General features: G+C 41.9%; 21 protein-coding genes and 2 tRNA genes. 12 read left to right on the top strand and 11 right to left on the bottom strand.

Annotation, left to right across the window (positions count from 1 at the left end; genetic code table 11):
• Positions 1-42: 42 nt before the first annotated feature.
• The 4 genes from rpsT to proS form a co-directional block, all read right to left on the bottom strand.
• Positions 43-294, bottom strand: a complete 252-nt coding sequence (gene rpsT / locus HPE56_RS09450; RefSeq protein WP_188243535.1) for a 30S ribosomal protein S20 — start codon at positions 292-294, stop codon at positions 43-45.
• Between the two features lie 42 nt (positions 295-336).
• Positions 337-411 (bottom strand) — tRNA-Glu (locus HPE56_RS09455).
• Positions 412-470: 59 nt separating this feature from the next.
• A tRNA-Glu gene (locus HPE56_RS09460) sits at positions 471-542 on the bottom strand.
• 173 nt (positions 543-715) lie between these two features.
• On the bottom strand, positions 716-2191 hold the full coding sequence (proS, locus tag HPE56_RS09465; protein ID WP_188243536.1) for a proline--tRNA ligase: 1476 nt from the start codon (positions 2189-2191) through the stop codon (positions 716-718).
• 95 nt (positions 2192-2286) lie between these two features.
• Here proS and HPE56_RS09470 point away from each other — a divergent pair, with 95 nt between their 5' ends.
• Both HPE56_RS09470 and HPE56_RS09475 read left to right on the top strand, forming a co-directional pair.
• A complete protein-coding gene (locus tag HPE56_RS09470; protein ID WP_188243537.1) occupies positions 2287-3612 on the top strand; it encodes a hypothetical protein in 1326 nt (441 codons plus the stop codon).
• Between the two features lie 39 nt (positions 3613-3651).
• Complete coding sequence (locus HPE56_RS09475; protein ID WP_188243538.1) at positions 3652-5154, top strand: OmpP1/FadL family transporter; 1503 nt, start codon at positions 3652-3654, stop codon at positions 5152-5154.
• A gap of 72 nt (positions 5155-5226) precedes the next feature.
• Here HPE56_RS09475 and HPE56_RS09480 read toward each other — a convergent pair whose 3' ends face one another.
• Both HPE56_RS09480 and HPE56_RS09485 read right to left on the bottom strand, forming a co-directional pair.
• Entirely contained in the window at positions 5227-6684 is a 1458-nt protein-coding gene (locus HPE56_RS09480) for a T9SS type B sorting domain-containing protein (protein ID WP_188243539.1), read from the bottom strand.
• Positions 6685-6811: 127 nt separating this feature from the next.
• Positions 6812-8620, bottom strand: a complete 1809-nt coding sequence (locus HPE56_RS09485) for a T9SS type B sorting domain-containing protein (protein ID WP_188243540.1) — start codon at positions 8618-8620, stop codon at positions 6812-6814.
• A 134-nt stretch (positions 8621-8754) separates the two neighbouring features.
• Between HPE56_RS09485 and folE the strand changes: the two genes are divergently transcribed.
• From folE to HPE56_RS09515, 6 genes are all read left to right on the top strand, one after another.
• Complete coding sequence (folE, locus tag HPE56_RS09490; protein WP_188243541.1) at positions 8755-9435, top strand: GTP cyclohydrolase I FolE; 681 nt, start codon at positions 8755-8757, stop codon at positions 9433-9435.
• Positions 9436-9450: 15 nt separating this feature from the next.
• Positions 9451-10932, top strand: coding sequence for a cysteine--tRNA ligase (gene cysS, locus HPE56_RS09495; RefSeq protein WP_188243542.1), 1482 nt, complete (start codon positions 9451-9453; stop codon positions 10930-10932).
• A 22-nt stretch (positions 10933-10954) separates the two neighbouring features.
• On the top strand, positions 10955-11194 hold the full coding sequence (gene yidD, locus HPE56_RS09500; RefSeq protein WP_188243543.1) for a membrane protein insertion efficiency factor YidD: 240 nt from the start codon (positions 10955-10957) through the stop codon (positions 11192-11194).
• A 116-nt stretch (positions 11195-11310) separates the two neighbouring features.
• On the top strand, positions 11311-12273 hold the full coding sequence (gene lgt, locus HPE56_RS09505) for a prolipoprotein diacylglyceryl transferase (RefSeq protein WP_188243544.1): 963 nt from the start codon (positions 11311-11313) through the stop codon (positions 12271-12273).
• A 34-nt stretch (positions 12274-12307) separates the two neighbouring features.
• On the top strand, positions 12308-12799 hold the full coding sequence (locus tag HPE56_RS09510) for a DUF192 domain-containing protein (RefSeq protein ID WP_188243545.1): 492 nt from the start codon (positions 12308-12310) through the stop codon (positions 12797-12799).
• Positions 12800-12803: 4 nt separating this feature from the next.
• On the top strand, positions 12804-13325 hold the full coding sequence (locus HPE56_RS09515; protein ID WP_317173195.1) for a GNAT family N-acetyltransferase: 522 nt from the start codon (positions 12804-12806) through the stop codon (positions 13323-13325).
• Positions 13326-13357: 32 nt separating this feature from the next.
• Here the strand turns inward: HPE56_RS09515 and HPE56_RS09520 are convergent, their stop codons facing one another.
• Complete coding sequence (locus HPE56_RS09520) at positions 13358-16126, bottom strand: phosphoenolpyruvate carboxylase (RefSeq protein WP_223170259.1); 2769 nt, start codon at positions 16124-16126, stop codon at positions 13358-13360.
• Between the two features lie 208 nt (positions 16127-16334).
• Between HPE56_RS09520 and HPE56_RS09525 the strand changes: the two genes are divergently transcribed.
• The 3 genes from HPE56_RS09525 to HPE56_RS09535 all read left to right on the top strand — a co-directional run bounded on the left by HPE56_RS09525 (position 16335) and on the right by HPE56_RS09535 (position 18385).
• The gene (locus HPE56_RS09525; RefSeq protein WP_188243547.1) at positions 16335-17579 is read left to right on the top strand and encodes an ATP-binding cassette domain-containing protein; all 1245 of its coding nucleotides are present in this window, start codon (positions 16335-16337) and stop codon (positions 17577-17579) included.
• A 96-nt stretch (positions 17580-17675) separates the two neighbouring features.
• Entirely contained in the window at positions 17676-17906 is a 231-nt protein-coding gene (locus tag HPE56_RS09530; RefSeq protein ID WP_188243548.1) for a hypothetical protein, read from the top strand.
• Between the two features lie 98 nt (positions 17907-18004).
• On the top strand, positions 18005-18385 hold the full coding sequence (locus HPE56_RS09535; RefSeq protein WP_188243549.1) for a hypothetical protein: 381 nt from the start codon (positions 18005-18007) through the stop codon (positions 18383-18385).
• 57 nt (positions 18386-18442) lie between these two features.
• Here the strand turns inward: HPE56_RS09535 and secDF are convergent, their stop codons facing one another.
• Together secDF and mdh are read right to left on the bottom strand one after the other, a co-directional pair.
• Entirely contained in the window at positions 18443-21418 is a 2976-nt protein-coding gene (secDF, locus tag HPE56_RS09540; RefSeq protein WP_188243550.1) for a protein translocase subunit SecDF, read from the bottom strand.
• A 155-nt stretch (positions 21419-21573) separates the two neighbouring features.
• Entirely contained in the window at positions 21574-22500 is a 927-nt protein-coding gene (gene mdh, locus HPE56_RS09545; RefSeq protein ID WP_188243551.1) for a malate dehydrogenase, read from the bottom strand.
• A 251-nt stretch (positions 22501-22751) separates the two neighbouring features.
• On the opposite strand from mdh, the gene HPE56_RS09550 reads away from it, so the two are divergent.
• Complete coding sequence (locus HPE56_RS09550; RefSeq protein ID WP_188243552.1) at positions 22752-23126, top strand: hypothetical protein; 375 nt, start codon at positions 22752-22754, stop codon at positions 23124-23126.
• Between the two features lie 737 nt (positions 23127-23863).
• Here the strand turns inward: HPE56_RS09550 and HPE56_RS09555 are convergent.
• The gene (locus tag HPE56_RS09555; RefSeq protein ID WP_188243553.1) at positions 23864-24868 is read right to left on the bottom strand and encodes a DUF6588 family protein; all 1005 of its coding nucleotides are present in this window, start codon (positions 24866-24868) and stop codon (positions 23864-23866) included.
• 72 nt (positions 24869-24940) lie between these two features.
• Positions 24941-26881 carry a DNA topoisomerase (ATP-hydrolyzing) subunit B gene (gyrB, locus tag HPE56_RS09560; RefSeq protein WP_188243554.1) on the bottom strand — a complete coding sequence of 647 codons (1941 nt, stop codon included), beginning with the start codon at positions 26879-26881 and terminating at the stop codon, positions 24941-24943.
• Positions 26882-26910: the final 29 nt, after the last annotated feature.

Here is a 26910-nt window from a genome sequence, read left to right on the forward strand (position 1 = left end):
AGACGGAAACCATCTGGGCATATCTATAAACCGTAGAAAATCTTACAATGCAGCAACGTGCTTTGCCAATTTGCTCTTTAAGTTGGCCGCCTTATTGGCATGGATAACATTTCGTTTTGCCAACCTATCGATCATACTAACAACCTCAGGCAACAATTTCGAAGCATCGTCCTTATTTTCTTCACCGCGCAACCTCTTAATAGCGTTACGGGTTGTTTTGTGCTGGTACCTGTTGCGTAAACGTACAGCTTCGTTTCTTCTAATCCTCTTTAATGCTGACTTGTGATTTGCCATCTTTTCTTTAAATTATGTTTTTAAGACATTTGCCTTTTTACTTGGTAGTCCGTAGGGGAATCGAACCCCTGTTACCAGGATGAAAACCTGGCGTCCTAACCCCTAGACGAACGGACCTTATTTTCGGAACAAAAAACTACTTGTTGTTCCAATCCCAATCATTCAATATTACCTTGTAGTCCGTAGGGGAATCGAACCCCTGTTACCAGGATGAAAACCTGGCGTCCTAACCCCTAGACGAACGGACCATTACTCTGCACAAAATGCGGATGCAAAAATACAATTATTTTTAACTATCGCAACACCTGCTTATTATTTTTTTACTTAATCGCGAATATAACCATTTTTATTATAGAAAATAAAGCCTTTTTCAATCTAAAAAAACGATTCTGCGATCATTGTAAAAAGATTTTATCAATTATCAATAAGCCTTGGCGAACAAGACCCTACGGGCGGAAGGATCACCGGTGACCATACAATGCCCGGGTGTGGTATCCCCTTCAATGGGTATACAACGGATGGTAGCCTTAGTTTCTTCCTTAATTCTATCTTCCGTGGCCACGGTACCGTCCCAATGGGCAGAAATAAATCCGCCTTTTTCCTCCAAAACCTTTTTAAACTCCCCATAACTATCCACCTCGGTAATATGCTCTTTCCGGTAGTCCAAGGCTTTGTTGAATATATTTTTCTGCATATCCTCCATCAGGAACTCGATTTTAGCGATTACCTCATCCATGGGTACGGTTTCCTTTTCTAGAGTATCACGACGGGCCACTTCATAGGTGCCATTTTCCATATCACGTTGACCAATAGCCAAACGTACGGGAACCCCCTTCAACTCATATTCATTGAATTTAAACCCTGGTTTATAGGTATCCCGATCATCATATTTAACCGAAATACCCTTAGCCCGTAATTCCTTTACCAAAGGATCGACTTTTTTCGAAATGGCATCCAATTGGTCAAGTCCTTTATAAATAGGAACGATAACAACTTGGATGGGTGCCAATTTTGGAGGCAACACCAAACCATTGTCATCACTATGGGTCATTACCAAGGCCCCCATCAATCGGGTAGACACTCCCCAAGAAGTCGCCCAGACATATTCTTGTTTACCTTCCTTCGATGCAAATTTCACATCAAAGGCTTTGGCGAAATTTTGTCCCAGAAAATGGGAAGTTCCGGCCTGCAAGGCTTTTCCATCCTGCATTAATGCCTCTATACAATAGGTCTCTACAGCCCCTGCAAAACGCTCACTTTCCGTTTTTACTCCTTTTATCACTGGTACAGCCATATGGTTTTCGGCAAAATCGGCATAAACGTCCATCATTTGCTCTGCCTCTTCGATGGCCTCCTTTTCTGTGGCGTGGGCGGTATGTCCTTCTTGCCATAAAAATTCAGCCGTGCGCAAAAATAGTCGGGTACGCATTTCCCAACGCACTACATTGGCCCACTGATTGATCAACAAAGGCAAATCACGATAGGATTGTATCCATTTTCTATAAGTATCCCATATAATGGTTTCGGAAGTTGGCCTAATAATCAATTCCTCTTCCAGTTTCGCATCCTCATCCACGATGATACCACTTCCATCCTCGGCATTCTTTAAACGGTAATGGGTGACTACCGCACATTCCTTGGCAAAACCTTCAACATGACTTGCTTCCTTACTTAAGTACGATTTCGGGATAAGCAATGGGAAATATGCATTTTCATGCCCGGTTTCCTTGAACTTCTTATCCAAAGCCGCCTGCATTTTTTCCCAAATGGCGTAGCCGTACGGTTTGATGACCATACACCCTCTAACCCCTGAGTTTTCAGCTAAATCAGCCTTTACAACCAGCTCATTATACCATTTGGAATAATCCTCACTTCTCTTTGTCAATTTTTTACCCATTATGCGTAGTTTGGCACAAAACTTGTGTTATTATTATGTAAATAGTTCGGTAAAACTAACTATTTTTAATATGTTCAACAATAAAAATTGAAACCATGATACATTCTCTACCCCTCTCAAGATTTCGCACTGCGTCCCTTCTTGTTCTTGTAGGCATTTTGGCAGTCTCCTGCGGTTCGTATGAGCAAGCCTCATACTACGACAATGACGGGATTTACGCTGACGACAACGTTCGTGTTGTCGAAAGGGCCCCACAACAAGTAGAGAAGCAAAAGGAACATGACCCATATCAGGATTATTTTGGGCAAAAAGCCAATGAATATGATGAAATACTCGAAAGTGAAGTATTCACAGATATCGATTCATATTCCAGTGAATCCGAATATGACAGTATTCCCGAAAAAGGTGATTTGACCGATTATTACCAACCCGAAAATGACTACGAAGGTTATGGTGCCTGGGGTGACAATACCACTGACATAAGCATCAATATCTATGGCGGCGGTTATAACAACTATGGTTATGGAGGTTACTATGGTATGGGCTGGAACGACCCTTGGTTATATAACAACTGGGGTTACGGCGGATACTATGGCTCTTATGGATGGGGTGGATATTACAACCCATGGGCCTGGAACAATTGGGGTTACGGTGGATACTACGGATATGGTTACGGATATGGATGGGGTAGCTGGTATTCCCCCTACGGTCGTTATGGCCACTATGGCAATAGCTATTACAACAGACCTTATTCCCGATACGGATACCCAAGAAGTTACGCCTATAATAGAAGCAGACGAGGATACTACAACACCAACAACCTAAGCAGCAATGGTTCGGCCAGGGCGCTTAGAGGAAGATCCAATGCAACTACACGAAGTACTTCCCCTAGATATCGAAGTAACAGCACCACAGCAAGGACCAGTGGCGTGCGAAGCAATAGCACAGCAAGAAGTTCGAGCACATATAGAAGTGGTTCAACATCACGAAGAACCGTAGGTGTTGATCAAAATAAGGCATACCGCACCAGTAGAAGTACACGTGCCACCCCAAGATACAACTCATCATCCAGGTCGAGCTCGTACTACAACAGAAGTACTGCTCCAAGTAGTAGCACTTACCGAAGTGGATCTACAGGTACCCGAAGTTCATCAAGGGCTACCACACCCAGAACATCAACATATAAAAGTTCTGGAAGCCGTACCGGTACCTCCCGTTCATACAGGAGTTCTGGAAGCAGCTCAAAAAGCTCACAATCGTACCGAAGTACTGCTCCAAGATCAAGCAGCTATAAATCCTCTGGCAGTTCCAGTAGCCCAAGTAGCAGTAGCTACAGAAGTTCTGGGTCATCCAGATCATCATCATCGTCTTCGGGACGATCATCTTCAAGCTCATCAAGAAGTGGAGGAAGGGGTCAATAAGTCAAATAAAAATCAATACCGAGATAAAAATCATTTACAATGAAAAGATATTTAACTTTCATAGTGCTATTGGCTTGCGCGATGGCAAGTGCCCAAAATATGAATGACGTATTGCGTTACAGTCATGAAAATCTACAAGGAACGGCCCGATTCCAAGGAATGGGCGGCGCTTTTGGGGCCTTGGGGGGCGACCTCTCCGCCCTGAATATAAATCCCGCGGGCTCTGCCGTATTCAGCAATAGCCAGTTTACTATATCGGGCTCTAATTACAGCACGGACAATACATCGACCTATTTTGGCAGCAGCCTTGGTGCCACTGACAATGACTTGAATATAAACCAAGTTGGTGGGGTATTCGTTTTTAGAAGCAGAAGTGACTCTGACTGGAAGAAAATGGCCATTGCCATCAATTATGACTTGGTAGAGAGTTACGATGATGAGTTCAGGGTTTCCGGAAACAGCGACCAAGGCCTTGATAATTACTTTTTATCCTATGCAGGCGGTGTTCCGTTTGGATCCATCTTATTACGCAGTAATGAATACATTGAGGACGGTTATTTGGATATTGGTGCCACCCAAGGCTTCCAGGACCAACAAGCCTTCTTAGGGTATTACGGAGGTATCATAGACCCTGTAGATATGGATGACGCCACAACTACTTATATTAGTAACGCCCTATACAACACGGTAAGCCAGGATTACTCTCGATTTACATCCGGGTACAATGGAAAATTCAACGTTAACTTTGGCACCCAATACAAAGACAACCTTTACCTAGGGGCTTCCTTGAACTTCCATACGGTTTTTTACGATCAAATCGATGAACTGCGCGAAACCAATTACGATACGGATTCCCCCATCCAAAGAGCGGAATTTTCAAACTTTTTACACACAGAAGGTTCCGGATTCTCATTTAATTTGGGGGCTATTGCAAAGTTAAATCAAAATATTAGGGTCGGTGGTAGCTACCAATCCCCAACATGGTATCGATTGACCGATGATTTTTCTCAACGGATCAATTCCACTTTGGCTGCTGAGGACATTAACTTCATCAACCATGATATTGTGAATCTTTTTGAGGCCTATACGATTAAGACACCCGCCAAACTGACAGGAAGTGTAGCCTTGGTTTTCGGTAAGGACGGACTTCTAAGTTTCGACTATAGCTATCAAGATATGTCCCAAGCCGAATTGAGACCAGAGGGTGACTCCAGTTTTTCGCAGGTCAACTCTACCATCGCCAATAGTCTCGATGGGGTTTCTTCCATGAGACTGGGGGGTGAATATCGCATTGACCAAGTGAGCCTTAGGGCGGGATATCGTTTTGAACAAAGTCCGTATGCCGATGGCAACAACATAGGGGATTTAAACGGCTATTCAGGAGGTATTGGTTATAATTTCGGAGGAAGTCGATTAGATCTCGCCGTAAACAGAATAGAACAGGACTACAATATGCAATTGTTCGATGCCGGGTTTAGCACACCTGCTTTGATCAACAAGAAAAACACCAATGTAACCTTAAGTTACACCATGAATTTTTAACCTAAGGACATCCTATAAAAAAAGCCCCGGACATTAATGTCCAGGGCTTTTTTTATTAGTGCTAATCTCTTTTTATCGCTTCAATGTAAAATGGGTCCGTAATGATCGTGCCACGATCACGCCTTCCTCATCCCGTGAATATTCCATCTTAAACCAATAATCCGACGAAGGCATGGGGCGACCATTATAGGTTCCATCCCATCCTATGGTAGTGGCATCCAACTGTTTTATCAATTTACCGTACCGGTCGAAGATATGTACGACAGGATCGATAAGGGTCTCAATACCCAATATATTCCAGTAATCATTATAACCATCCGTATTCGGTGTAAAGAATTTCGGATAACCCACCACTAAGAAATCGATAGGCTCTGTTATACCACAACCATTGGTGTCATTGATGATAACGGAATTGATACCTGGAGGCACATCATTGAATATAGGGTCTTCTTGAAAATCACCCCCATTGATAGCATACTCATAGTCCCCATTACCCACGACATTGAATTGCACATTGTTGCTATCGGCCAAATCATCCAAAACTGTCACTTCATTCCCAGGTTCGAGAACAGGCGTTCCATAGAAGGTAATCAAAATACCTCCTATATCGGCTACTGTTGCCGGGGTTCCAGAAGCGGTTGTGATCTCAGCAAAATAACGACCTGAATTGGGACTTATTACCACATATTCCGCGCCATACGTACCTGTTCCTATAAGGGTGTCATCTATTGTACCATCATCATCATAATCCACGGTCCAGGTCACATTTGTAATATCCGGACCTGCTGGAGAATTCAAAGCGGTCAATACAATATCGGGATCCCCTTCACAGGCCACGATATCCAATCCTAAAAATTCATCACGTAATGTACAATCCAAGGCGTTATCCTGGTCGGCATCAACCGAACTGCCGGTAAAGGTCAATGAAAATTGTTCAGGATCATCGTCAAAATTGGTATTGAAGTTATTGATAAGGATATAGTAGATCTCACCTGGGCGTACATCCAACCATTCATCATAGGTGTTCTGGCTTCCCTTTACAAAGGGTCCGCCTTCAACCCCATTCTCGGGGTTGACACCTATCCCTGTAAAATTGGTGTCGTTAACCTCGTAGTTACATCGTATGGGATCGTCACCACTACTTATTATAGAACAGAAATTTTGTCCACTGGTCTGATCATAAGGACCATAAACCGCGAAATCCCACTCAGCAGTCGGGGTTCCCACACCACCTACCGGCAATGCCTCGATATCAAAACCTACCTGTCCCCCTGTACCGGCCCTAAAAACGAACCAAGAGGTATTGTTCTCAATATTGGCAGAACTAACACTACCTTTTTCCAAACAACCACTTTGACGAATTACATCGGGATCAAAATCATCGACATCCCCACTACCATCCACAAAGGGCATGATAGGTTGACCATCGGCACAAACGGGAATGGCACTTCGACAATCTGGAGAGTTTTGGGCATTTAACACTGTGGAAAACAGCAATAAACAACCAAGAACAAAAATAAGTGTTCGCATAAAAAATGGGGCTAACATTATACCTGTAACAATTAGTATAACTCTAACACCCCTATTTTATTATATCTTGACGAAATTTTATGCAGTTTATCGATAAAATACCCGCTAATTCCTAATTTACTGTAAGCTATCTTTTTATAGAGAAGTGGTTATTGACATACTTCGCGTTCATTCGTTGTCCGCTGGAATCGATATAACTCAATTCAAACCAATAATCCGATGAGGGCAATGGACGCCCATTATAACGTCCGTCCCATCCCGTATGGGTTTCATTGAGCTGTTTTACCAATTTACCAAAACGGTCATAGATATTTACAACGGGATTCCCTAGTTCGGAAATACCCACAATTTGCCAATAGTCGTTTCGACCATCACCATTGGGTGTAAAAAATTTAGGAAAACCTACGACTGTAATCTGTTCCGTTAGGGTTCCACAGCCATTCCGATCCGTAACCGTCACCCTATGCAAACCAGGAAGTACATCCAAAAACACATTGGATGCCTGAAAATCCCCATCATCCAACTGAAATTCCAAATCCGAAGTAACATTGGTCAATACGGTCACCGTATTATTCGTTTGTAAATCATCGATCAACACATCGGTAATCACTGGTGTTATCGACTTGACAACCTCTATGGTCCTAAAATCACTACAGGTCAACCCTCCTATCGAATTTGTTGCGGTAACCGTATAGGTTCCTTCTTGGGACACTTCAAGACTCGATGTGGTTTCCCCGGAATCCCATACATAGGTGTAATTGGGATTTGGCGGTAAGGATTCCCCTATGACCACGCTTAATAGTTGGTCGCAAAGATAAACCTCCGTATCAAAATCCATTATGGGGGATTCGAGATTAGTCAATTGAAAATACTGTGAAGCATCATAACATTTGGGATTGTCTATTGAGGTAACCCGCGCATAGATCGTTCGGGAACCACCGCCAATTTCAAGGGTTTTAGGCAATACACCCACACCATTGGCAGCATCTGCCATTGTATTATGGTAACTCACGATAAATTCTGGAGGATTTTGGGTTCCCAATACCTCGATATCCTTTTGGGAAAGATCATAACTCCTAGCCCCAGAGCACGATGCATCATCGGTAATAGGATATGCCACAGGCAAGGTCGAATAAAACACTTGAACATCACTAATCACCGTACTGCCATCGGGCATCCCCACATTCGCCCTGTAGGTACCGCTAGTAGTAACTTGAAGTTCTGCATTATGCTGCCCTACAATAGGTTGAAAACCAAGTCCGTTATCTTGATACCAATCATACGCAATGGCCGTACCCAAAGTAGCATCGAGCGTAACAATATCATTTTCACAAGCTGCTATGGGAGGTCCCAATAAATTACTGATAATGGAACAATCCAGTGCATCATATGGATTGGTCACAAATATATTCCCTGAAAATTGAATTGAAAATCCTGAATTACTGTTACTGAAATTATTGATCAACAAATAGTAATCCTCTCCCGGTTCAACCTGGAGCCATTCTTCATACTGCACATTGGACAAACCCCCTGTAGGGTCTTCTCCCATCCCAACAAAAGCGTCCCCATCCTTATTGTCAAAAAAGTTACAACGCACGGGATCCCCCAAGACATTGCAATCGCTCGTTTTATATAACGCAAAATCCCAGTCCTCCGATGTATCAAAACCGATATTAAAACCCAATTGTCCTGATGCCCCGGTCCTGAATCGATACCAGGCCGAATTCGACTCTATGGCCCCTGTAGTCGTTGCCTCCAAACAGCCTGTCATTTGTGCCCCATAAAAATCATCGACCCCAAAATCCAGGGTACCACCATTCACTGGGGTATTGTTACATATAGGTACGGCATTGACACAGTCAGGGGCAACTTGCGAAAATACGCAGGAAACCCCAAACAAAAAGGCTAAATAAATCCAACTACTCTTATGATTCATTCGTTGTTTGAACTTCTAGTCCATAAAAATAAAAGGCCGAATTCCTTAACACTAATTTATGTTGTGTAATAGGGCCATTACACTATTAAGTGCCATATAATGTATATCTTTGCCGTTCTCAAAAGTTTTTTTAAATGAAAATGGATAGCACATTGGAAGAGCAATATGAAGAAATCGGAAATGACCATGTCTCATCTGCCGAAGACACCCCATTACGTGATGATGCGTTCGTATTGAGCGATAATGAGAAGATAGAACGAATTAAGACGAACGTACGGGAAATCATGCTCACTTTGGGCCTTGATCTTGATGACGATAGTCTTATGGGCACTCCAAATCGAGTTGCCAAAATGTTCGTAAAGGAAATTTTTAGCGGCCTAGACCCTAAGAAAATGCCTAATTCCTCTACGTTCGACAATAAATACAAATACGGTGAAATGTTGGTTGAAAAGAACATCACAGTCTATTCAACCTGTGAACACCATTTACTGCCCATAGTTGGTAGGGCCCACGTGGCATACATTAGCAACGGTACGGTTGTTGGTCTTTCAAAAATGAATCGCATTGTCGATTATTACGCCAAAAGACCCCAAGTTCAGGAACGTTTGACCATACAGGTCGTCCGTGAACTTCAAAGGGTATTGAACACCGAGGATGTAGCTTGCGTCATCGACGCCAAGCACCTCTGTGTAAATTCAAGGGGAATAAGGGATATCGAAAGTAGCACCGTTACCGCGGAATACGGGGGCAAATTTAAAAACCAGGCTCTCCGAAGTGAATTTTTGGAATATTTGAATCTAGAAACCAAGTTTTAACCTTCTTCCTTTATAATGCAATTGTACCAGGAACAAACCCTCAGGATATCCAATTCCCTTACCGGTAAAAAGGAAATCTTCAAACCCATCAATGAAGGCCATGTCGGCATGTATGTTTGCGGACCTACGGTCTATAGCAACGTACATTTGGGAAACTGCCGGACTTTTATGTCCTTCGATATGATTTTTAGGTATTTACGCCATTTAGGCTACAAGGTCCGTTATGTGCGTAATATTACCGATGCCGGACATTTGGTCGATGATGCGGATGAGGGCGAGGACAAGATTGCAAAAAAGGCTCGATTGGAAAAAATCGAACCCATGGAAGTCGTACAACGATATACCGTGGACTTTCATTACATTCTGGATCAATTCAACTTCTTACCCCCTAGTATAGAACCAACAGCTACGGGACATATCATTGAACAATTGGAAATCATCAAGGAAATCCTTAAAAAGGGATATGCCTATGAAGTCAATGGATCTGTATATTTCGATGTAAAGAAATTCAACGAAAAATACGAATACGGCAAATTGAGCGGTAGGAAATTGGAGGACATGGTCGCCAATACCAGGGAATTGGCAGCACAGAGTGAGAAAAAGAATCCGCAGGATTTTGCCCTTTGGAAAAAAGCCGAACCCCAGCATATCATGCGTTGGCCATCACCTTGGGGAGATGGGTTTCCGGGATGGCACTTGGAATGTACTGCCATGAGTACTAAATATCTCGGCGAGACCTTTGATATTCACGGTGGCGGAATGGATCTGAAGTTCCCACACCATGAATGTGAGATTGCCCAGGCCGAAGCCAGCAATGGCCACTCCCCCGTCAATTATTGGATGCATGCCAACATGCTGACCATGAATGGTAAGAAAATGGCTAAATCGACAGGAAACAATATACTTCCTGGTGAAATATTTTCTGGCGATAACGATATACTTAGCAAACCATTTACGGCTTCCGTAGTACGGTTTTTTATGATGCAGGCCCATTACACTAGCATTTTGGACCTAAGCAATGATGCCCTTTTAGCTTCTGAAAAAGGATTTCATCGATTAATGGATGCGATTGACAACCTCAAGGATCTGCCAACCGCGGAAGTTTCCAATTTTGATATTCCCGAGTGGCGGCAAAAATGTTATGACGCCATGAACGATGATTTCAACACCCCTATTCTTATTGCCCATCTGTTTGAAGGTGTTAAGCATATCAATCTGATCAAGGAGGGGAAAGAAAAAATTACCGCCGCAGACAAAGTCCTGCTGCAGCAAACCATCAACGATTTCGTATTCGATGTTTTAGGTTTGGAACACAAGACAGAAAGCAACCAAGATTCCAATAAACTTCAAGGTGTTGTTGAACTGCTAATCCAATTGCGCAATGAAGCACGTAGCAATAGGGATTTTGCTACTTCCGACAAGATCCGTGACCAATTATCCGCCATGGGCATTCAATTGAAGGACGGCAAGGAAGGCACTACGTTCAGTGTTTCCTGAATCGAACAAAACCGTAATGGGTATGGCAACAAAAATCACGATAAAAAAAATACTGATTGCACCCTTTGTGCTATTGGTGCGGTTTTATCAATATGCCATTTCACCCTATACACCTGCGACCTGTAGATACAGTCCAACCTGCTCCCAATACACCGTGGAAGCTTTGAAGAAGCACGGACTCCTTAAAGGTGGATGGTTGGCTTTGAAGCGCATCTTCAGCTGTCATCCGTGGGGAGGAAAAGGATATGACCCGGTACCTTAAACACACTGGGAAATATTTAATGCCGTATTGGAAATTCAATCAGATGAACAAATACCAACATCGGCATAGGAAGTACTTTGCACTAAATACTTATCTTAGCGATTCAAATTTTACATATGCACTTTTTAGGCCTTATTTGGAATCCGAATGAAACACTGTTCAAAATCGGTTTCCTTCAGATAAAATATTACAACTTACTATGGATCACCGCTTTTGCCCTTGGATGGTTCATCATGAAACGTATTTTTACGAGTGAGAAAAAATCCATTGAGCAACTGGACTCCCTTTTCATTTACACCGTACTTGCCACCATGCTTGGTGCCCGCCTAGGTCACGTTTTCTTTTATGATTGGCCTTATTACCAAAACCATATTGCCGAGATTCTCTTGCCCATACGGGAAAGTGCGGGCAGCACCCTTTTCGGCTTTATCAACGGGTATGAATTTACCGGATTTACCGGACTGGCCAGCCATGGTGCCGCCATAGGGGTGATTATTGGGATGTACCTATATACTAGAAAATTCCCTGAATTTAAACTCCTTTGGATTTTGGACCGTATCGTTATTCCCGTCTCCATTGGTGCCTTCTGTGTTCGTTTGGGCAACTTTTTCAATTCGGAGATCAACGGTAAGATAACCGATGGATCCTTTATTTTCGCCACCAAGTTCATTCGCGATTCAGATGACATGCATCCTTCAAAGGCCTTGGCCATTACCAAGGAAAAAACACTGAACGCGGCATATGATGCCATAGAACACAAAGCCCAATTTTCGGAATACCTCAATCAGATTCCGTATCGCCATCCGGCCCAATTGTATGAAGGGGTCTGTTATATTTTCCTTTTTATACTCTTGTATTACCTGTACTGGAAAACCGACAAAAAGGATAAACTGGGATATCTTTTTGGCCTATTCCTAGTAGTGCTTTGGACCATTCGATTCTTTGTTGAATTCGTCAAGAAAAGCCAAGGGGGCTTTGAGGAAACCCTAGGGCTTTTGTCAACAGGACAGTGGTTGAGCATCCCTTTCATTATCATAGGCCTTTATTTTATGCTAAGACCAAGCACCCAAAAATCCTAATTTGACTGTAACTTGGTCCTTTCATCTAGACATCATGAAAAAACAAAGCCAGCTATCACTTCTTATTTTGATCATGCTTATAGGATTTGTTTCCTGTAAGGATGACACCAAGAAAGTCATCAAAACGGAAGCTGTGACCTTTACCAAAGAAGGCACGCTGACCATATACAAAGCACAGACCGATTCTGTCCTTACCTCTTTGGATATTGAGATAGCGGAGTCGGATTATGAAACCGAAACCGGACTTATGTACCGCAAGGGAATGGATGAAAACCAAGGAATGCTTTTCATCTTCCCCGATGTAAGGCAGCATTATTTTCATATGAAGAACACCGAATTTGGTTTGGATATCATATTTATTGATGAGAACCTGAACATCGTCAGCTTTCAGGAAAATGCCCTCCCTTTTGACGAAACGTTGTTACCCTCCCAGGTACCGGCAAAATACGCTTTGGAGGTAAATGCAGGCCTTTCGGAAAAATGGCTCCTTGAAGTTGGCGACAGGGTGGAGTTCAAAAAAGACTAGCAAAGTGGATTGTCTTTTACGCGGAGAGACGTCTGAAAGATTGATTTACAGAGAGCTGGAACCATCCGATTTCCATGATTGGCTCCCTTTCTTCTCCGACCCAACGAGTTCCGAGTATTGGTCTGAAGAAATATTACGCCCCGAAAAAGCCTGCCAAAAATGGTTTGATAAGGCTTTTTTTCGTTACCAGAACAATTTAGGCGGCATGAATGCCCTTATTCATAAAGAAACTGGAATTTTTATAGGGCAATGCGGATTACTCAAACAAACCGTAGACGGTATTGACGAGCTCGAAATAGGATACTCTTTACTCCCTGAACACAGAAAGAAAGGGTATGCCACGGAAGCGGCAAAAAAATGTAAATCCTTTGCCTTTGAACATAAATTGTCCAATTCCCTGATTTCCATAATCCATGTAGATAACAAACCCTCACAACGGGTAGCCCTAAACAACGGAATGTTATGGGATAAGACCACAACCTATAAAAACAACCCAGTCCATATTTATCGCGTCATCAACAAATAGGACCTACTCGTTTTCTTAATTCCACCCACTGATCAACCCGTATTACGATTGGCTCCTGCTATGGCATTGATTGTAAGCATAAGTTCTATTTGGGTTGTTTGGGCAGCCTCAGGATTATTGATTTTCTCCGTTCTCCACCGATCCAACAACGCCACTTGCTTCGCATGCAAACTATCCATCAAGGGTGCTCTTAGGTGATTGGAATAATACAGATCCTTTCGCCTTTCCTCTATAGGTTTCCCCGTTAGATCATCCATATGATGGTGCATTAACTTCAATTCATCCAAAAATTTTGTAAGGAACCTATGCTTCAATTCCGCATCAGGGACAAGCTCCGAATATAATCCCATAGTCTTCTCGTCGGTAGCAACAAGACTACTATCGACATTGGTAAATACATATTTTAAAAAGGAGTCTGTCTCTATCACCTGCTTAAGTTCTTGATATTGCTTTGGTCGTTCGGTCTTCAATTTTTTCAAGGCAGAACCCAATCCGTACCAACTGGTCATATGGTAACTGGCCTGACTCCAAGAAAAGACCCAAGGTATTGCCCTTAAATCCGCCAAGGTATTCGCCCCTGTCCTTTTGGAAGGCCTAGATCCAATCTTACTGGTTTCTATGGCATCTATAGGTGTTGCAGCCCTAAAGTACGCTATAAAACCATCGGAGTTTATTAGGCTGGTATATTGATTTTTACTCTCTTCAGCCAACCATTCAATAATCTCAGCATTATCATGATAGCTGCGATCATTGTTTTTATCCATTAATGTTTTGCTCAGGGTATTGGCCACCAATAATTCCAGATTAAAAGCCGCATTCACTTTATGGGCATATTTCTGGGCAATGGTTTCCCCTTGTTCGGTCAACCGGACATTTCCATTGGGGGAATTATACGGCAGTGCCTTAATAAAATAATGTGTGGGGCCAGACCCCCTACTGATGGAGCCACCCTTACCGTGGAAGAAACGTATATCGATATTATATTCCTCGCCCAACTGCGCCAATTTGTATTGGGCCTTGTACAAATGCCAGTTACTGGACATGATACCACCATCCTTATTACTATCACTATAACCAATCATGATCTGTTGCATAGGTCGTTTTAGACCTTGTTGTTCCTGATGGTATTTTAATGAACGTTGCACGATTGGATTTAAAAAGTAGGCTTCCAGGATGGCAGGACCATTTTCAAGATCCTCTATGGTCTCCAACAGCGGCACCACATGGATTTTTGAAACCAAACCTTCCTCTTCCATAAACGTGAGTCCGGCTTCTTTGGCCAAAAGATAAACGGTCATGAGGTCTGAGAACGAACGGGTCATACTCACAATAAACGATCCAATACAATTAAAACCATAGATGGCTGTGTGTTCCTCAATTGTTCGATAACAATCCATTACCGCCTTCGCTTCCTTGTCCAATGGCATCTTTACATGCACAAATGGTCTGGCATGTTCCAATTCCTTCAATAAAAAGGCAATTCTTTTTTCTTCATCCCAATCCATATAGGAACTTTCGTCCCAATGTGCCGCCTTTAAAAGCTGCCCAATGGCCTTATCGTGAAAATCACTGTTCTGACGTATATCCAACGCCGCAAGATGAAAACCGAAAACCTCCACAATACGCAGGGCTGAAGTCACTTCCTCATAGGCTGTGGACTTTGCCCCATACCCCAATAATTCTTTTTGCAACAATCGAAGATCCGATTGCAACTGGGAGGAATGTATATACGCCCCTTGGGTCTTCGATAATTTTGTAGCATGCCCGCGCTCTGTATCCACCGGTAATTTTGCGATCATCAAAGAGATCATTTGCCGAAAAGCCTCCCCTACATTACGGTGCAATACCTTAGCTCCACGTTCACCCAATTCGGCAACCATTTCGTAGGTGCGTTCTTGATAGGCTTTGGAACATTTTTCCAAGGGAACGCTAAAACTAAGCCGACGAACCAATTCATTCAATTTTCGACCGATGACCACAAAGGCATTAAGCCTAAGATGCAACAGTGTATTTTGTGTAACATCGGCAGTCACCAAAGGATGACCGTCACGGTCTCCCCCAACCCAGTTTCCAAAGGTGATTTTGGGATAGGCATGATTTCTTTGGATAGCACCCTTATTCAGGTCCAACACATCCACAGCCTGTTCCAACCGCTGATCTACGATTGGGATAACCTCTGGAAAAACATTCACCAAATAATGTACAATGTTTCGCAATTCGGATTCCACATCGGGTTTTTCCAAATAGATCTCACCGGTTTTCCAAAGACGGTACAAACTCAATTTTATGGTATTCCTGATATGGGTCTTTTCATGTTTTGAATACATGGTGTTCTCCAATTTCACCAACAACAGGTACAGCTCACGATGGTGCTCCAAAACCGTGGCCCTTTTAGCCTCGGTGGGATGCGCCGTAAGGACAGGCTCTATGGATATTTCCTTTAACAAAGGTATGATCTCCTTCTCGCCCATTCCCCTTTCCTTCAAAAATTTAAGGTTAGCGGCCCAAAGACCATTTACCCCCGCAAGATCGTCTTCTTCCAAAGACCTTCGGTTCTGGACTGCATTATTTATTTCTACCATATTCACCAATTGAAACACGAGCGAATACAATTGGATGGTTTTGGGAGTGATGGGGAGTTCATGCAGTTGGCCCTTATTGATCCAGGGGATAAACTTTGCTATATCAGCCTCGCCATTTTCAATCAAAACCTCATATAGGGCTTCAAGCAAAAACCGAAGCCCTTTATAGGCTTTACCCATTTCTTTCTCAACAGTATCAAGTGTCATCCCTTTTTCCATTTCCATATCATTTTAATCGGCTAAACCGAGCATGGAAAATACCTTATTATTTTCAAAAAACAAAGGTGACCAACCTTATAAACAATATAAAATCATTTCAATAACCTTATTATATCGGTTTGTTCAAAACAAGGGTAAAACCTATTTTATCAAACCTTTTAATATGCTTCCCTTACGACGTATATTTGACAAAAAATTGTTTCAAGGCATGAAGAAAGAGAAACATTGGGCTATTTTCATTGACAACACCTCCAACATTGGCAAGTTCACCGAGACACTTTTCAGTAGCTCCCCCGCTAACCCATTTGAATCACTTTCAGAACTAAGGGGAGCCTTATTCTCCAAACTGACCTTACTTAAATTCATCGATGAGGAAAGTCGACATGGCCATAGTGGCATACCCCATGGAAACCATCAAAGTTTGCATTCCATGTCGAGTGGGGAACAAAAGAGGGTACTTCTGCATCATTTATTGGAATCGAAACCTGATTATTTGGTACTGGACAATCCTTTTGACAATCTCGACAAGCAGTTTCAAGAAGCGCTACAAAAGCAGCTTAATGACATTGCCAAGCACACTACCATTATTCAAATCATAAGCCGGAAGGATGACCTTTTGCCCTTTATTGCCAACTATGCCAAACTTGAAGGGAATACCATTATTGAGCCAATAACTTTGGAATCCTTGACAAACACAGGGAAGGACCAGGTATTCACGGGTAACATACCCCAGCCTTTAAAACCAATGGACTATAAAGACGACTTGTTGATACAGCTCAACAATGTAAATGTCAGTTATAGCGAAAGGCCCATATTAGAGAACATAACCTGGCACATAGGAAAGGGGGAATTTTGGGAACTAAGTGGACCCAATGGAAGTGGTAAGACCACCATTCTTTCCATGATTACCGGAGAGAACCCTAAGGGTTATGGACAAGAACTCTATCTTTTTGGAAACAAAAAGGGAAGTGGGGAAAGCATATGGGACATAAAAAAGAACATTGGTTATTTTACCCCATCTATGACCGACAAGTTTACGGGATACCACACGTTGGAGCATATGTTGATTTCCGGTATCCTGGATTCTATCGGATTATATGTACAACCAACGGAAGCCCAATTACGATTGGCCAAAGAATGGTTACAACTTATTGACATGTGGCATTTGAAAGACACACTTTTCCACGATTTGACCATGGGCCAAAAACGTTTGGTGATGACGACAAGGGCCATGGTTAAACACCCTCTACTGTTGATCTTAGATGAACCTACTGCCGGACTAGATGATGAATCCGCAGCATTATTGGTTTCATTGGTCAATAAAATCGCAAAAGAGAGTCAGTCTACAATCATTTTTGTATCCCACAGGACTGAACCCAACTTGCTACCCCAATACAAATTCGTATTACAAAAAACCAAAGAGGGTTCTAAAGGACTAATTACAAAATCTTAAAGTTGTATTTTCACTACTGATGGATGTCATTTGGCAATTCCGCCCAAAAGGCTATATTTATTTACTTTTCCAGTTCAGCAACCTTACCGAATTAAAATGCCAGTAGAGCTTACCCATCAGATTGAAAATCCCTATTCAAAAATAGAATTGACCGGTGAAAGAACCGTAGGAAATAAAGCAAAGGGGGGTATAGGTATTTGGAAAAATATAACCGATCTTCGCGAATTATATAAATTGAACCGAATACTGGTTCGTTCTAAGACAGAAGGCCGATTACCGCCAACCGACATATTTGAAACAACTGAGGTCATCGTTAGGTATTCTTAGGGAAGAAAATTGCGCGGCCTTATTGAATTTCACGATTAAAACATTTACGCTGGAAGCAGAAGCCTTACAATGGCTACTAAAATAAAAAACAAACGCTTATGCCTATCTCTCTCAAACTGACCGTACATGATGAGTACCTGGAAGCTGAATTTAACGGCAGTCGTGATACTGTTGATGAACTGGGTGAAACCTTTGAAGCATGGTCAAAAATACCCATTGCGTGCGAAAAACACGGCCTCACCAAAATATTGGCCATATCCAAATTGGACAAAAGGCTCAAACTGGACAATACTTTTGTACTTACCGATAAAATGACCGACATCGGATTCAAACCCCATTACAAAATATCAGGTGTGATCTATGATGATCAACTGCATTTGGAATATGAGGTCACGGCTACCTTCATTCGCAATTTTGGTTTTCAGTGCGAAATATTCACCACAGAGAAAGAAGCCAAAAAATGGTTATTGGATTCTTAGTTAAATAAAAAAAGACCGCTCTAGAGCGGTCTTTTTTTTTATCGTAATGATTTTTGATTATTCTTCTATTTCCTCTCCTGAGGCAATCTTCCTTTTCAATGTATCGAACATGACAGGAGTCGCAATGAATATCGATGAATAAGTACCTACAACGACACCCACGATCATAGCGAACATAAACCCTCGCAGCGATTCACCACCAAAAACAAATATCGCCAATAACACGACCATTGTAGTTAATGAGGTGTTCAACGTACGACCTAAGGTACTGTTTACCGCAGAGTTAACATTGTCCCCACCGCGCCAGCCACGCTCTCCGATAATTTCACGTATACGGTCAAATACCACCACGGTATCATTCAGCGAATACCCAATTACGGTCAATATAGCCGCAATAAAGGCTTGATCAATCTCCATATTAAATGGCATAATCTTACCCGTTAAGGAGAAGATACCCAATACAATCAGCACATCATGGAATACGGCCACAACCGCACCCAATGAAAATTGCCATTTTCTAAAACGCAAAAGAATGTATAGGAACACCACCGCCAAAGAACCTAAGATGGCTAAAAAGGCATTCTTCTTAATATCATCCGCAATGGTAGGCCCTACTTTAACGGACTGCATGATACCTACCGCTTTATCCGCACTACCGACAATGAAATCGGATTTGGTAGTTCCGTCGGGAAGGTATTTTTGCAGGGATGTATAGAGTTTATCCTGAATCTCATTATCAACCTCTACCCCTTCCGCTTCCACTTTATAGGGAGTTGTTATTTTAATTTGATTGGCCTCACCATAGGTTTTCACATTGGTACCACTACCAAAAACCGTATTCAACTCAGAAGCAATCTCGGAAGGACTCACCTCATGTTCAAAACGAACTTGGTATGAGCGTCCTCCTATAAAATCGACCCCTTGTTGCAAACCAGGTCCAAAGAACAAAGAGAACAATCCTATTCCAACCATAACCGTTGAAATGATATATGCGATTTTTCGTTTGGCCAAGAAATCAATATTCATGTTTGTGAATAGATTCTTCGTTAAGGCAGTTGAGAAATCCAACCTTCTTTCCTTACCGCTCAAATACCAATCTACCAATAACCTTGTAATAAATATTGCAGTGAACAAGGAAGTAATGATACCTATCAATAAGGTAGTCGCAAATCCTTTAATAGGACCTGAACCAAAAAGGAACAAGATCAATGCTGTTAAACCAGTAGTGATATTGGCATCCAGAATTGATGAAAGGGCATTGCCAAAACCATCGGCAACCGCTTGGGACTTTCCTTTTCCCCTAGCTACCTCTTCCTTGATCCGCTCAAAGATAAGTACGTTGGCATCAACCGCCATACCTATGGTTAAAACGATACCGGCTATACCAGGTAATGTAAGCACCGCACTTAAGCTGGTCAGCACTCCAAAAATCAAAAGAATGTTCAACAACAAGGCAACATCCGCAAAGATTCCGGCCTTACCGTAATAGAACACCATCCAGATCAACACAATGGCCATTGCAATCAAAAACGAAGAAAAACCACTATCAATAGCCTCTTGACCCAAAGAAGGCCCTACAACATTCGATTGTATGATTTCCGCTTTCGCAGGAAGTTTACCGGCGCGTAATACGTTGGCAATATCCTTGGTTTCCTCAACGGTAAATGAACCTGTAATCTCAGTACCACCACCGGAAATACCACCTACAACGGAACAACCGGGAGCCGTATATACTTTATTATCCAGAACAACCGCAATACCTGTATTATTAACATTCGCATCGCTGGTTAATTTCTGCCATTCCTTAGCACCCCTTGAGTTCATACTCATTGATACCGCAGGCTTATTGTATTCGTCATAAGTATCACGTGCATCACTTACGACATCCCCACTTATTCTTGGGGAATTTGACCTATTTGATTTTAAGGCGTATAGATCAAGTATTTCCACATCACTGGTAGAAGGTCGCTCCCACAAGAACTTCGTATACTGGATATCCGCAGGCAATAACCTTCGAATTTCAGGCATCCTAAGGTATTCCCCTACTTTGGCAGTATCCTTAACCGCTGCCCTAAACATGGCATGGGTACCAGGATTGGCAGGCAATAGGATATCATATAAAGGATTTACTTGACTTGCAAGATCCAAGGAATCGGTTACATCGGATAATAAGGAATCCAATTCAGACTCTTCTTTTACCGGCTCTTCGATTTTTTCCGTTTTAACAAGTGACTTTAGTTTTTCATTGGCAGCAACAATAAAGTTTCCAAAACTAGGATTGTTCTGCTCATAGGTTTCCCAAAATTCCAACTGGGCGGTGCTTGACAAAAGCTCTTGGGCCCTTGCTATATCCCTTGCCCCTGGCAATTCGACCAAAATACGACCGGAATTCCCTTCCCTTTGAATATTAGGTTGTGTAACCCCAAATCCATCGATACGTTCCCGTAATACTTCAAAAGCGGAAACGACGGACTCATCGATCTTTCTTCGTATGATGGGCTTAACCTCATCATCGGTCATTTGAAAGTTCACCTCATCACTTAACCCTTTATTCGCAAAAATATCAGGTGAGGCCAATTTGGTATCTCCCTTAATATTATCGAATGCCTCAAAGAATAGATCTACATAAGTATCATCACTACTCTTGGATGCGGCATCGGCATCGGCCAAGGCTTTATTAAAGATAGGACTGTTTGTGTTATCAGCGAGACCTTTCAAGATATCCTTTACAGATATCTGCAGTGTTACGTTTATTCCACCTTTAAGGTCAAGACCTTTATTCAGCTCTTTCTGTTTAGCCTCATTATACGTGGTATATCCTAATATTGAATTGCCTCCAATGGAATCGAGATAACTGAGTTCAACTTCTTCCCTTTTCGAAAGATAATCCTCCTCGGAATTCGATATTTTATTGATTGCATATTCTTCAGCATCGTTTTCAATTTTAGCCGTAATAAACGTGTATGATAATTGATAGATACTAACGAGCCCGAATAAGAAGGCAAAAAGCTTTATAAGTCCTTTATTTTGCATTGGTAATGAATATTTTAAGTGTGCTTTTCTCAACAGCCTGCAAATATATGATTTACCCTAAGAATTGGCAATATATTTATGAGTTATTGTAAAAAACAAAGGCACCCCGATTTTTTTATCAGGATGCCTTGGATAACATTTTGCTTTACTTTGTCTTAAACGTCCAAAAGTCCGTTGGTTTTCGAAACACCTTCAGCACTCTCTTTCATTTTTGCTTTTTCGGCATCGGACAATGGAATATCAACGATTTTCTCTATACCGTTTTTACCTAAGATAACAGGAACACCGATACAAATATCGTTAAGACCGTATTCGCCTTCCAAGAAGGTAGAACATGGAAACATTTTCTTCTGATCGCAAGCAATGGACTGAACCAAGGCTGAAACCGCAGCACCTGGAGCATACCATGCGCTGGTACCCAATAATTTGGTTAAAGTGGCCCCACCAACTTTCGTATCCTCAACAACTTGTTGTAGACGGTCCTCTTTTATAAATTCGGTTACCTTAATACTATTACGCGTAGCGTGGGATGCCAATGGCACCATTCCTGTATCACTATGACCTCCTATTACCATACCATCAATATCGGAGATTGGCGCTTCCAAGGCTTCCGCCAAACGATATTTGAAACGGGCACTATCCAAAGCGCCACCCATACCAATAATCCTGTTTTTTGGCAATCCTGTTACTTTATGAGCCAAGTAGGTCATGGTGTCCATAGGATTACTAACAACGATCAAAATTACATTTGGTGAATGCTCAATAAGACTCATAGCCACCGTTTTGACTATTCCGGCATTAATACCGATCAGTTCTTCCCTGGTCATTCCCGGTTTTCTTGGAATACCGGATGTGATTACAGCGATATCACTACCAGCTGTTTTGGCGTAATCACTTGTGCTTCCTGTAATTTTTGTGTCGAACCCATTTAAAGAGGCTGTCTGCATCAAGTCCATGGCCTTACCTTCGGCATACCCTTCCTTAATATCCAATATCACCACCTCAGAGGCGAAATCCTTAATAGCAATATACTCGGCACAACTTGCACCAACAGCTCCTGCACCTACTACGGTAACTTTCATATGATTTTGTTTTTAGTTGTTAATTTTAACGGTACAAAAGTACTGAAACGTACGCAAAAAAATATGACAAAAATCAGTTTATATTATTCTTCCTTACCAATACAAACTCCTTTAAAATACGGCTTTTGTTAAAGAAAGGTACTGTTCAACGAAGATATGGCAAATTTAGTGTCATACATCGAATTTTAGCAATACCCAAACAGCCTTCATCGTTATATTTTTATTGACCCCGAATCTATAACAACATACTGATGAAAAAGCTATTTTCATTCCTTGCAATCGTAGGCATCATATTTGCCAGTAATTGCTCAAGAATACCAGAGAACAATGACCCCGTAATCGGAATATGGACTAGTTCATCCGCACTCACCTCTAGTGATACCGGAAAAGTATCCACACGTTTTGAATGGATTTTCAACGACGCCTACTTGGGTCGTTACCACATTAAGGAAAATGGCGTGGTTGTAGCCAAAACGGATTTTAGCTGGAAAGAAGTAGATGGCGTATATACCATCTGTTATCCCGGATTGGAAGACAAGCCAGACGATAAGGTTACCATGAAGGATACACCGGAACAAGCTTCACTTATCGATGATAAAGGAAACATCATTGCGGTAAGGGAATAATATCCCCAACTTATCGATTACATCCTTAAAACGATTAAGGATTCTTGGACTGAACACAATCCATCTTACTCAATTAAAAAAGCCACGATCCCCAAAATCGAGGCTTTTCTTTATTTTAATAATCAAATAAACCTACTTAATCAAAAGCCCTTCACACCTCCTATGAAGGTTTATCTTATTTCCTTCCAACGATCAAAATCCTTACCCCAAAACAGAACGTTGTAGAAACTCTTTATACAAAGACATACAGTATTTCAAAATAACATACTAAACAGAATCAAGAGAACGATGTAACACAATTCCCAATAAATTTTGTTTCCAAATTTTCAGCATCCAAAATCATTAGGTCCCCTTCTATTTGTTTTGTAACACATGCCGAATGTTTACCGAACAACCTTAAGACGTGATATTCATACCATTAGTATGAAGATTCGACAAACGGTTCAATTTATCGGTTGAAATGCATTTAAAAGGCCATGTGTTTTCGGATTAACAGCAAATATATCAGATAAACCGTAATGGACTTTTACACAATTCCCAATACAAACCCCACTTACAAGTACTTTAACCTGTATAAAACAAGATTAAATAGTAATGCTACTTTTGAAATTTTGAGGAAAGATTTAATCTGTAAGCCTATGAAAAAATATTGATTACCATAAAAGGAGGCTAATAAAAAAGCCTCGATCGTCTGTTAGGACAACCAAGGCTTTAAAACATAGTTCTGTTACCCAACACTACCTAAAACCAAAATTAATACCCACCGATAGGGTATTGAACTCTGCCAAGGTATAATCGGCATGCAACCTAAAGAATCCCAATTTTAATTTCGTGCCAAGGTTTGCGGTCATACCGCTAGCCTTCTTTTTAATGGAGAAGGGATCGACATATGTTTGTTGGAAAGGTCCTGACTGAACCCGGTAGGTACCTAGTACATCGGTAGTTGACGACCCGGATAGATACCCTAATCCACCATAAAAATTAATGATGGGAAGCTTTGTAGATACCACTGCTTGAAAAACCCAGGTATTAACATCAACCTCCAATTTCTGATCCGCACCATCTACGATGCTGGAATTGGAAAAATCATAAGACCCATCCAAATGGGTATATCCAATAATCGCTGATATGGCCACAGGTAAGATCTTATCCGCAGGAAGGAGTTTGGTGAAATCATGTTGGATTCCCAAACCATACATTCCTATTTTATACTCATCCGTACTGACTTTCGGCAAGAATCGCGCCTTTAACTCGGTACCTTTTATGAGTCCGACACTCGCTTGGATAAAAGCGGAGGGTACAAAGTTGATGTTTTCAGAGGCCAATCCGGTGGGCAATTCAATATCTTGCCTCAACAAGCCATTCTCATCCTCGATATACACATTGACCCCCTCAATATCACCCAAAGCACTGGATACTAATTTTGAGGTACTACCGTCTGAAAATTTCAGGTTGTCATAATCGGCCGTATTCAATTCAAAGGCCTTTTTATCATCCTTGTTCTTATAACCGGCCATATTCCCGATTATTGAAATCTCAAAACCTCCCAAAGGTTTGGCATCGGCCGTATTGTACCAACCACTGGAAAGACTATATATAAATCCTTCTGAAGCCGGAGCGAGATAATCGGTGGTGAATCTTTCGGCATCATTGAGTCCTGCTGCCAATATTTCATTGATATTGGATTGTGCTGCAGCCTGTAAACCAAAGGCTAACGCTACTAGGGATACTATTCGTTTCATTTGTATGAATTTTCCCTAAAACTAAAAATCCCGACGTTACCGTCAGGATTTTTGTTGTGTAACTACCGTTTCTTATGCGTCAATGTTCGCATAAACGGCATTTTTCTCAATAAATTCCCTTCTAGGGGGCACCTCATCGCCCATCAACATAGAAAACACCCTATCCGTTTCTGTAGCATTGTCTATGGTAATCTGACGCAAGGTTCTAAACTCAGGATTCATAGTAGTATCCCAAAGTTGCTCAGCATTCATCTCACCCAGACCTTTATACCTTTGTATACCTACGCTACCATTAAAACTTTTGGCAATTTCATCACGTTCCTCTTCGGACCAAGCGTATCGTTTCTTACTACCTTTTTTCACAAGATACAAGGGAGGGGTTGCAATATACACATGGCCCCCATCTATCAACTCACGCATATAACGGAAGAAGAATGTTAAAATCAAGGTTTCGATATGACTACCATCAACATCGGCATCACACATGATGACTACCTTATGATAACGAAGCTTTTCGAGGTTCAATGCCTTACTATCCTCTTCGGTTCCTATGGTAACCCCAAGTGCCGTATAAATATTCTTGATTTCCTCATTTTCAAAAACCTTGTGTTGCATGGCTTTCTCAACATTCAGAATCTTACCCCTTAGCGGTAATATAGCCTGGAAATTTCGATCACGTCCCATTTTGGCCGTACCCCCCGCGGAATCACCCTCGACAAGGTACAATTCGCAATTCTCAGGATCCTGGTCGGAGCAATCCGATAATTTACCCGGCAGACCACCACCTGACATCACATTCTTACGCTGCACCATTTCACGTGCCTTTGAAGCGGCATGTCTGGCCTGGGCAGCCAAAATAACTTTTTGGACAATGATCTTGGCATCATCGGGATGTTCTTCCAAATAATTGGTCAACATCTCGGATACCGATTGACTCACTGCCGAAGACACTTCACGGTTACCTAATTTGGTTTTTGTTTGTCCCTCAAATTGGGGTTCGGCCACCTTAACCGATACGATTGCGGTCAAACCTTCCCTAAAATCATCCCCTTGAATCTCAAACTTCAACTTGTCCAACATTCCAGAGGCATCCGCATATTTTTTCAAGGTACTTGTCAATCCCCTTCTAAATCCAGATAAATGTGTACCCCCTTCATGGGTGTTGATATTGTTTACATAGGAATGAAGATTTTCCGTATAGGAGGTATTGTATATCATAGCCACCTCAACAGGAATATCATTCTTTTCACTTTCCATGGAGATCACATTCTGGATCAAGGATTCCCGATTACCATCCAAGAACTTGACGAATTCCTTTAACCCCTCATCGGAGTAAAAGACTTCTGACACGTACTCCCCTTTTTCATCCTTTTGTCTTTTATCGGTAATGCTTATGGTAACCCCCTTGTTCAAAAATGAAAGCTCCCGCATTCTATTGGACAAGGTTTCATAACTATACTCTATGGTCTGTTTAAAAATTTCCGTATCAGGATGAAAAGTTACTTCCGTACCCCTTTCGGTGGTTTCCCCTATACTTTTTACAGGATAGATGGATTTGCCACGCTCATATTCCTGCTCCCAGATTTTCCCATCGCGATATACCGTAGCCTTGAGGTGATCGGAAAGTGCGTTTACCACGGAAACCCCTACCCCGTGTAAACCACCGGAAACCTTATAGGAGTCCTTATCGAATTTACCACCAGCACCGATTTTGGTCATCACCACCTCCAAGGCCGATACCCCTTCTTTCTTATGCATATCAACCGGAATACCTCGACCATTATCCCGTGTTGTAATAGAATTGTCTTCGTTTATGATCACACTGATGGTATCACAATGGCCACCCATGGCCTCATCAATGGAGTTATCCACAACCTCATACACCAAATGATGCAACCCTCGAACACCAACGTCCCCGATATACATTGAAGGACGCATTCGAACATGCTCCATACCCTCTAGGGCCTGGATACTATCGGCTGAATAATTCTTTTTATTTACTTCTTCACTCATAAATTAAGTTGTTGTAGTCATTATAATTT

The organism is Maribacter aquimaris (assembly GCF_014596745.1).
Lineage (GTDB): Bacteria > Bacteroidota > Bacteroidia > Flavobacteriales > Flavobacteriaceae > Maribacter_A > Maribacter_A aquimaris.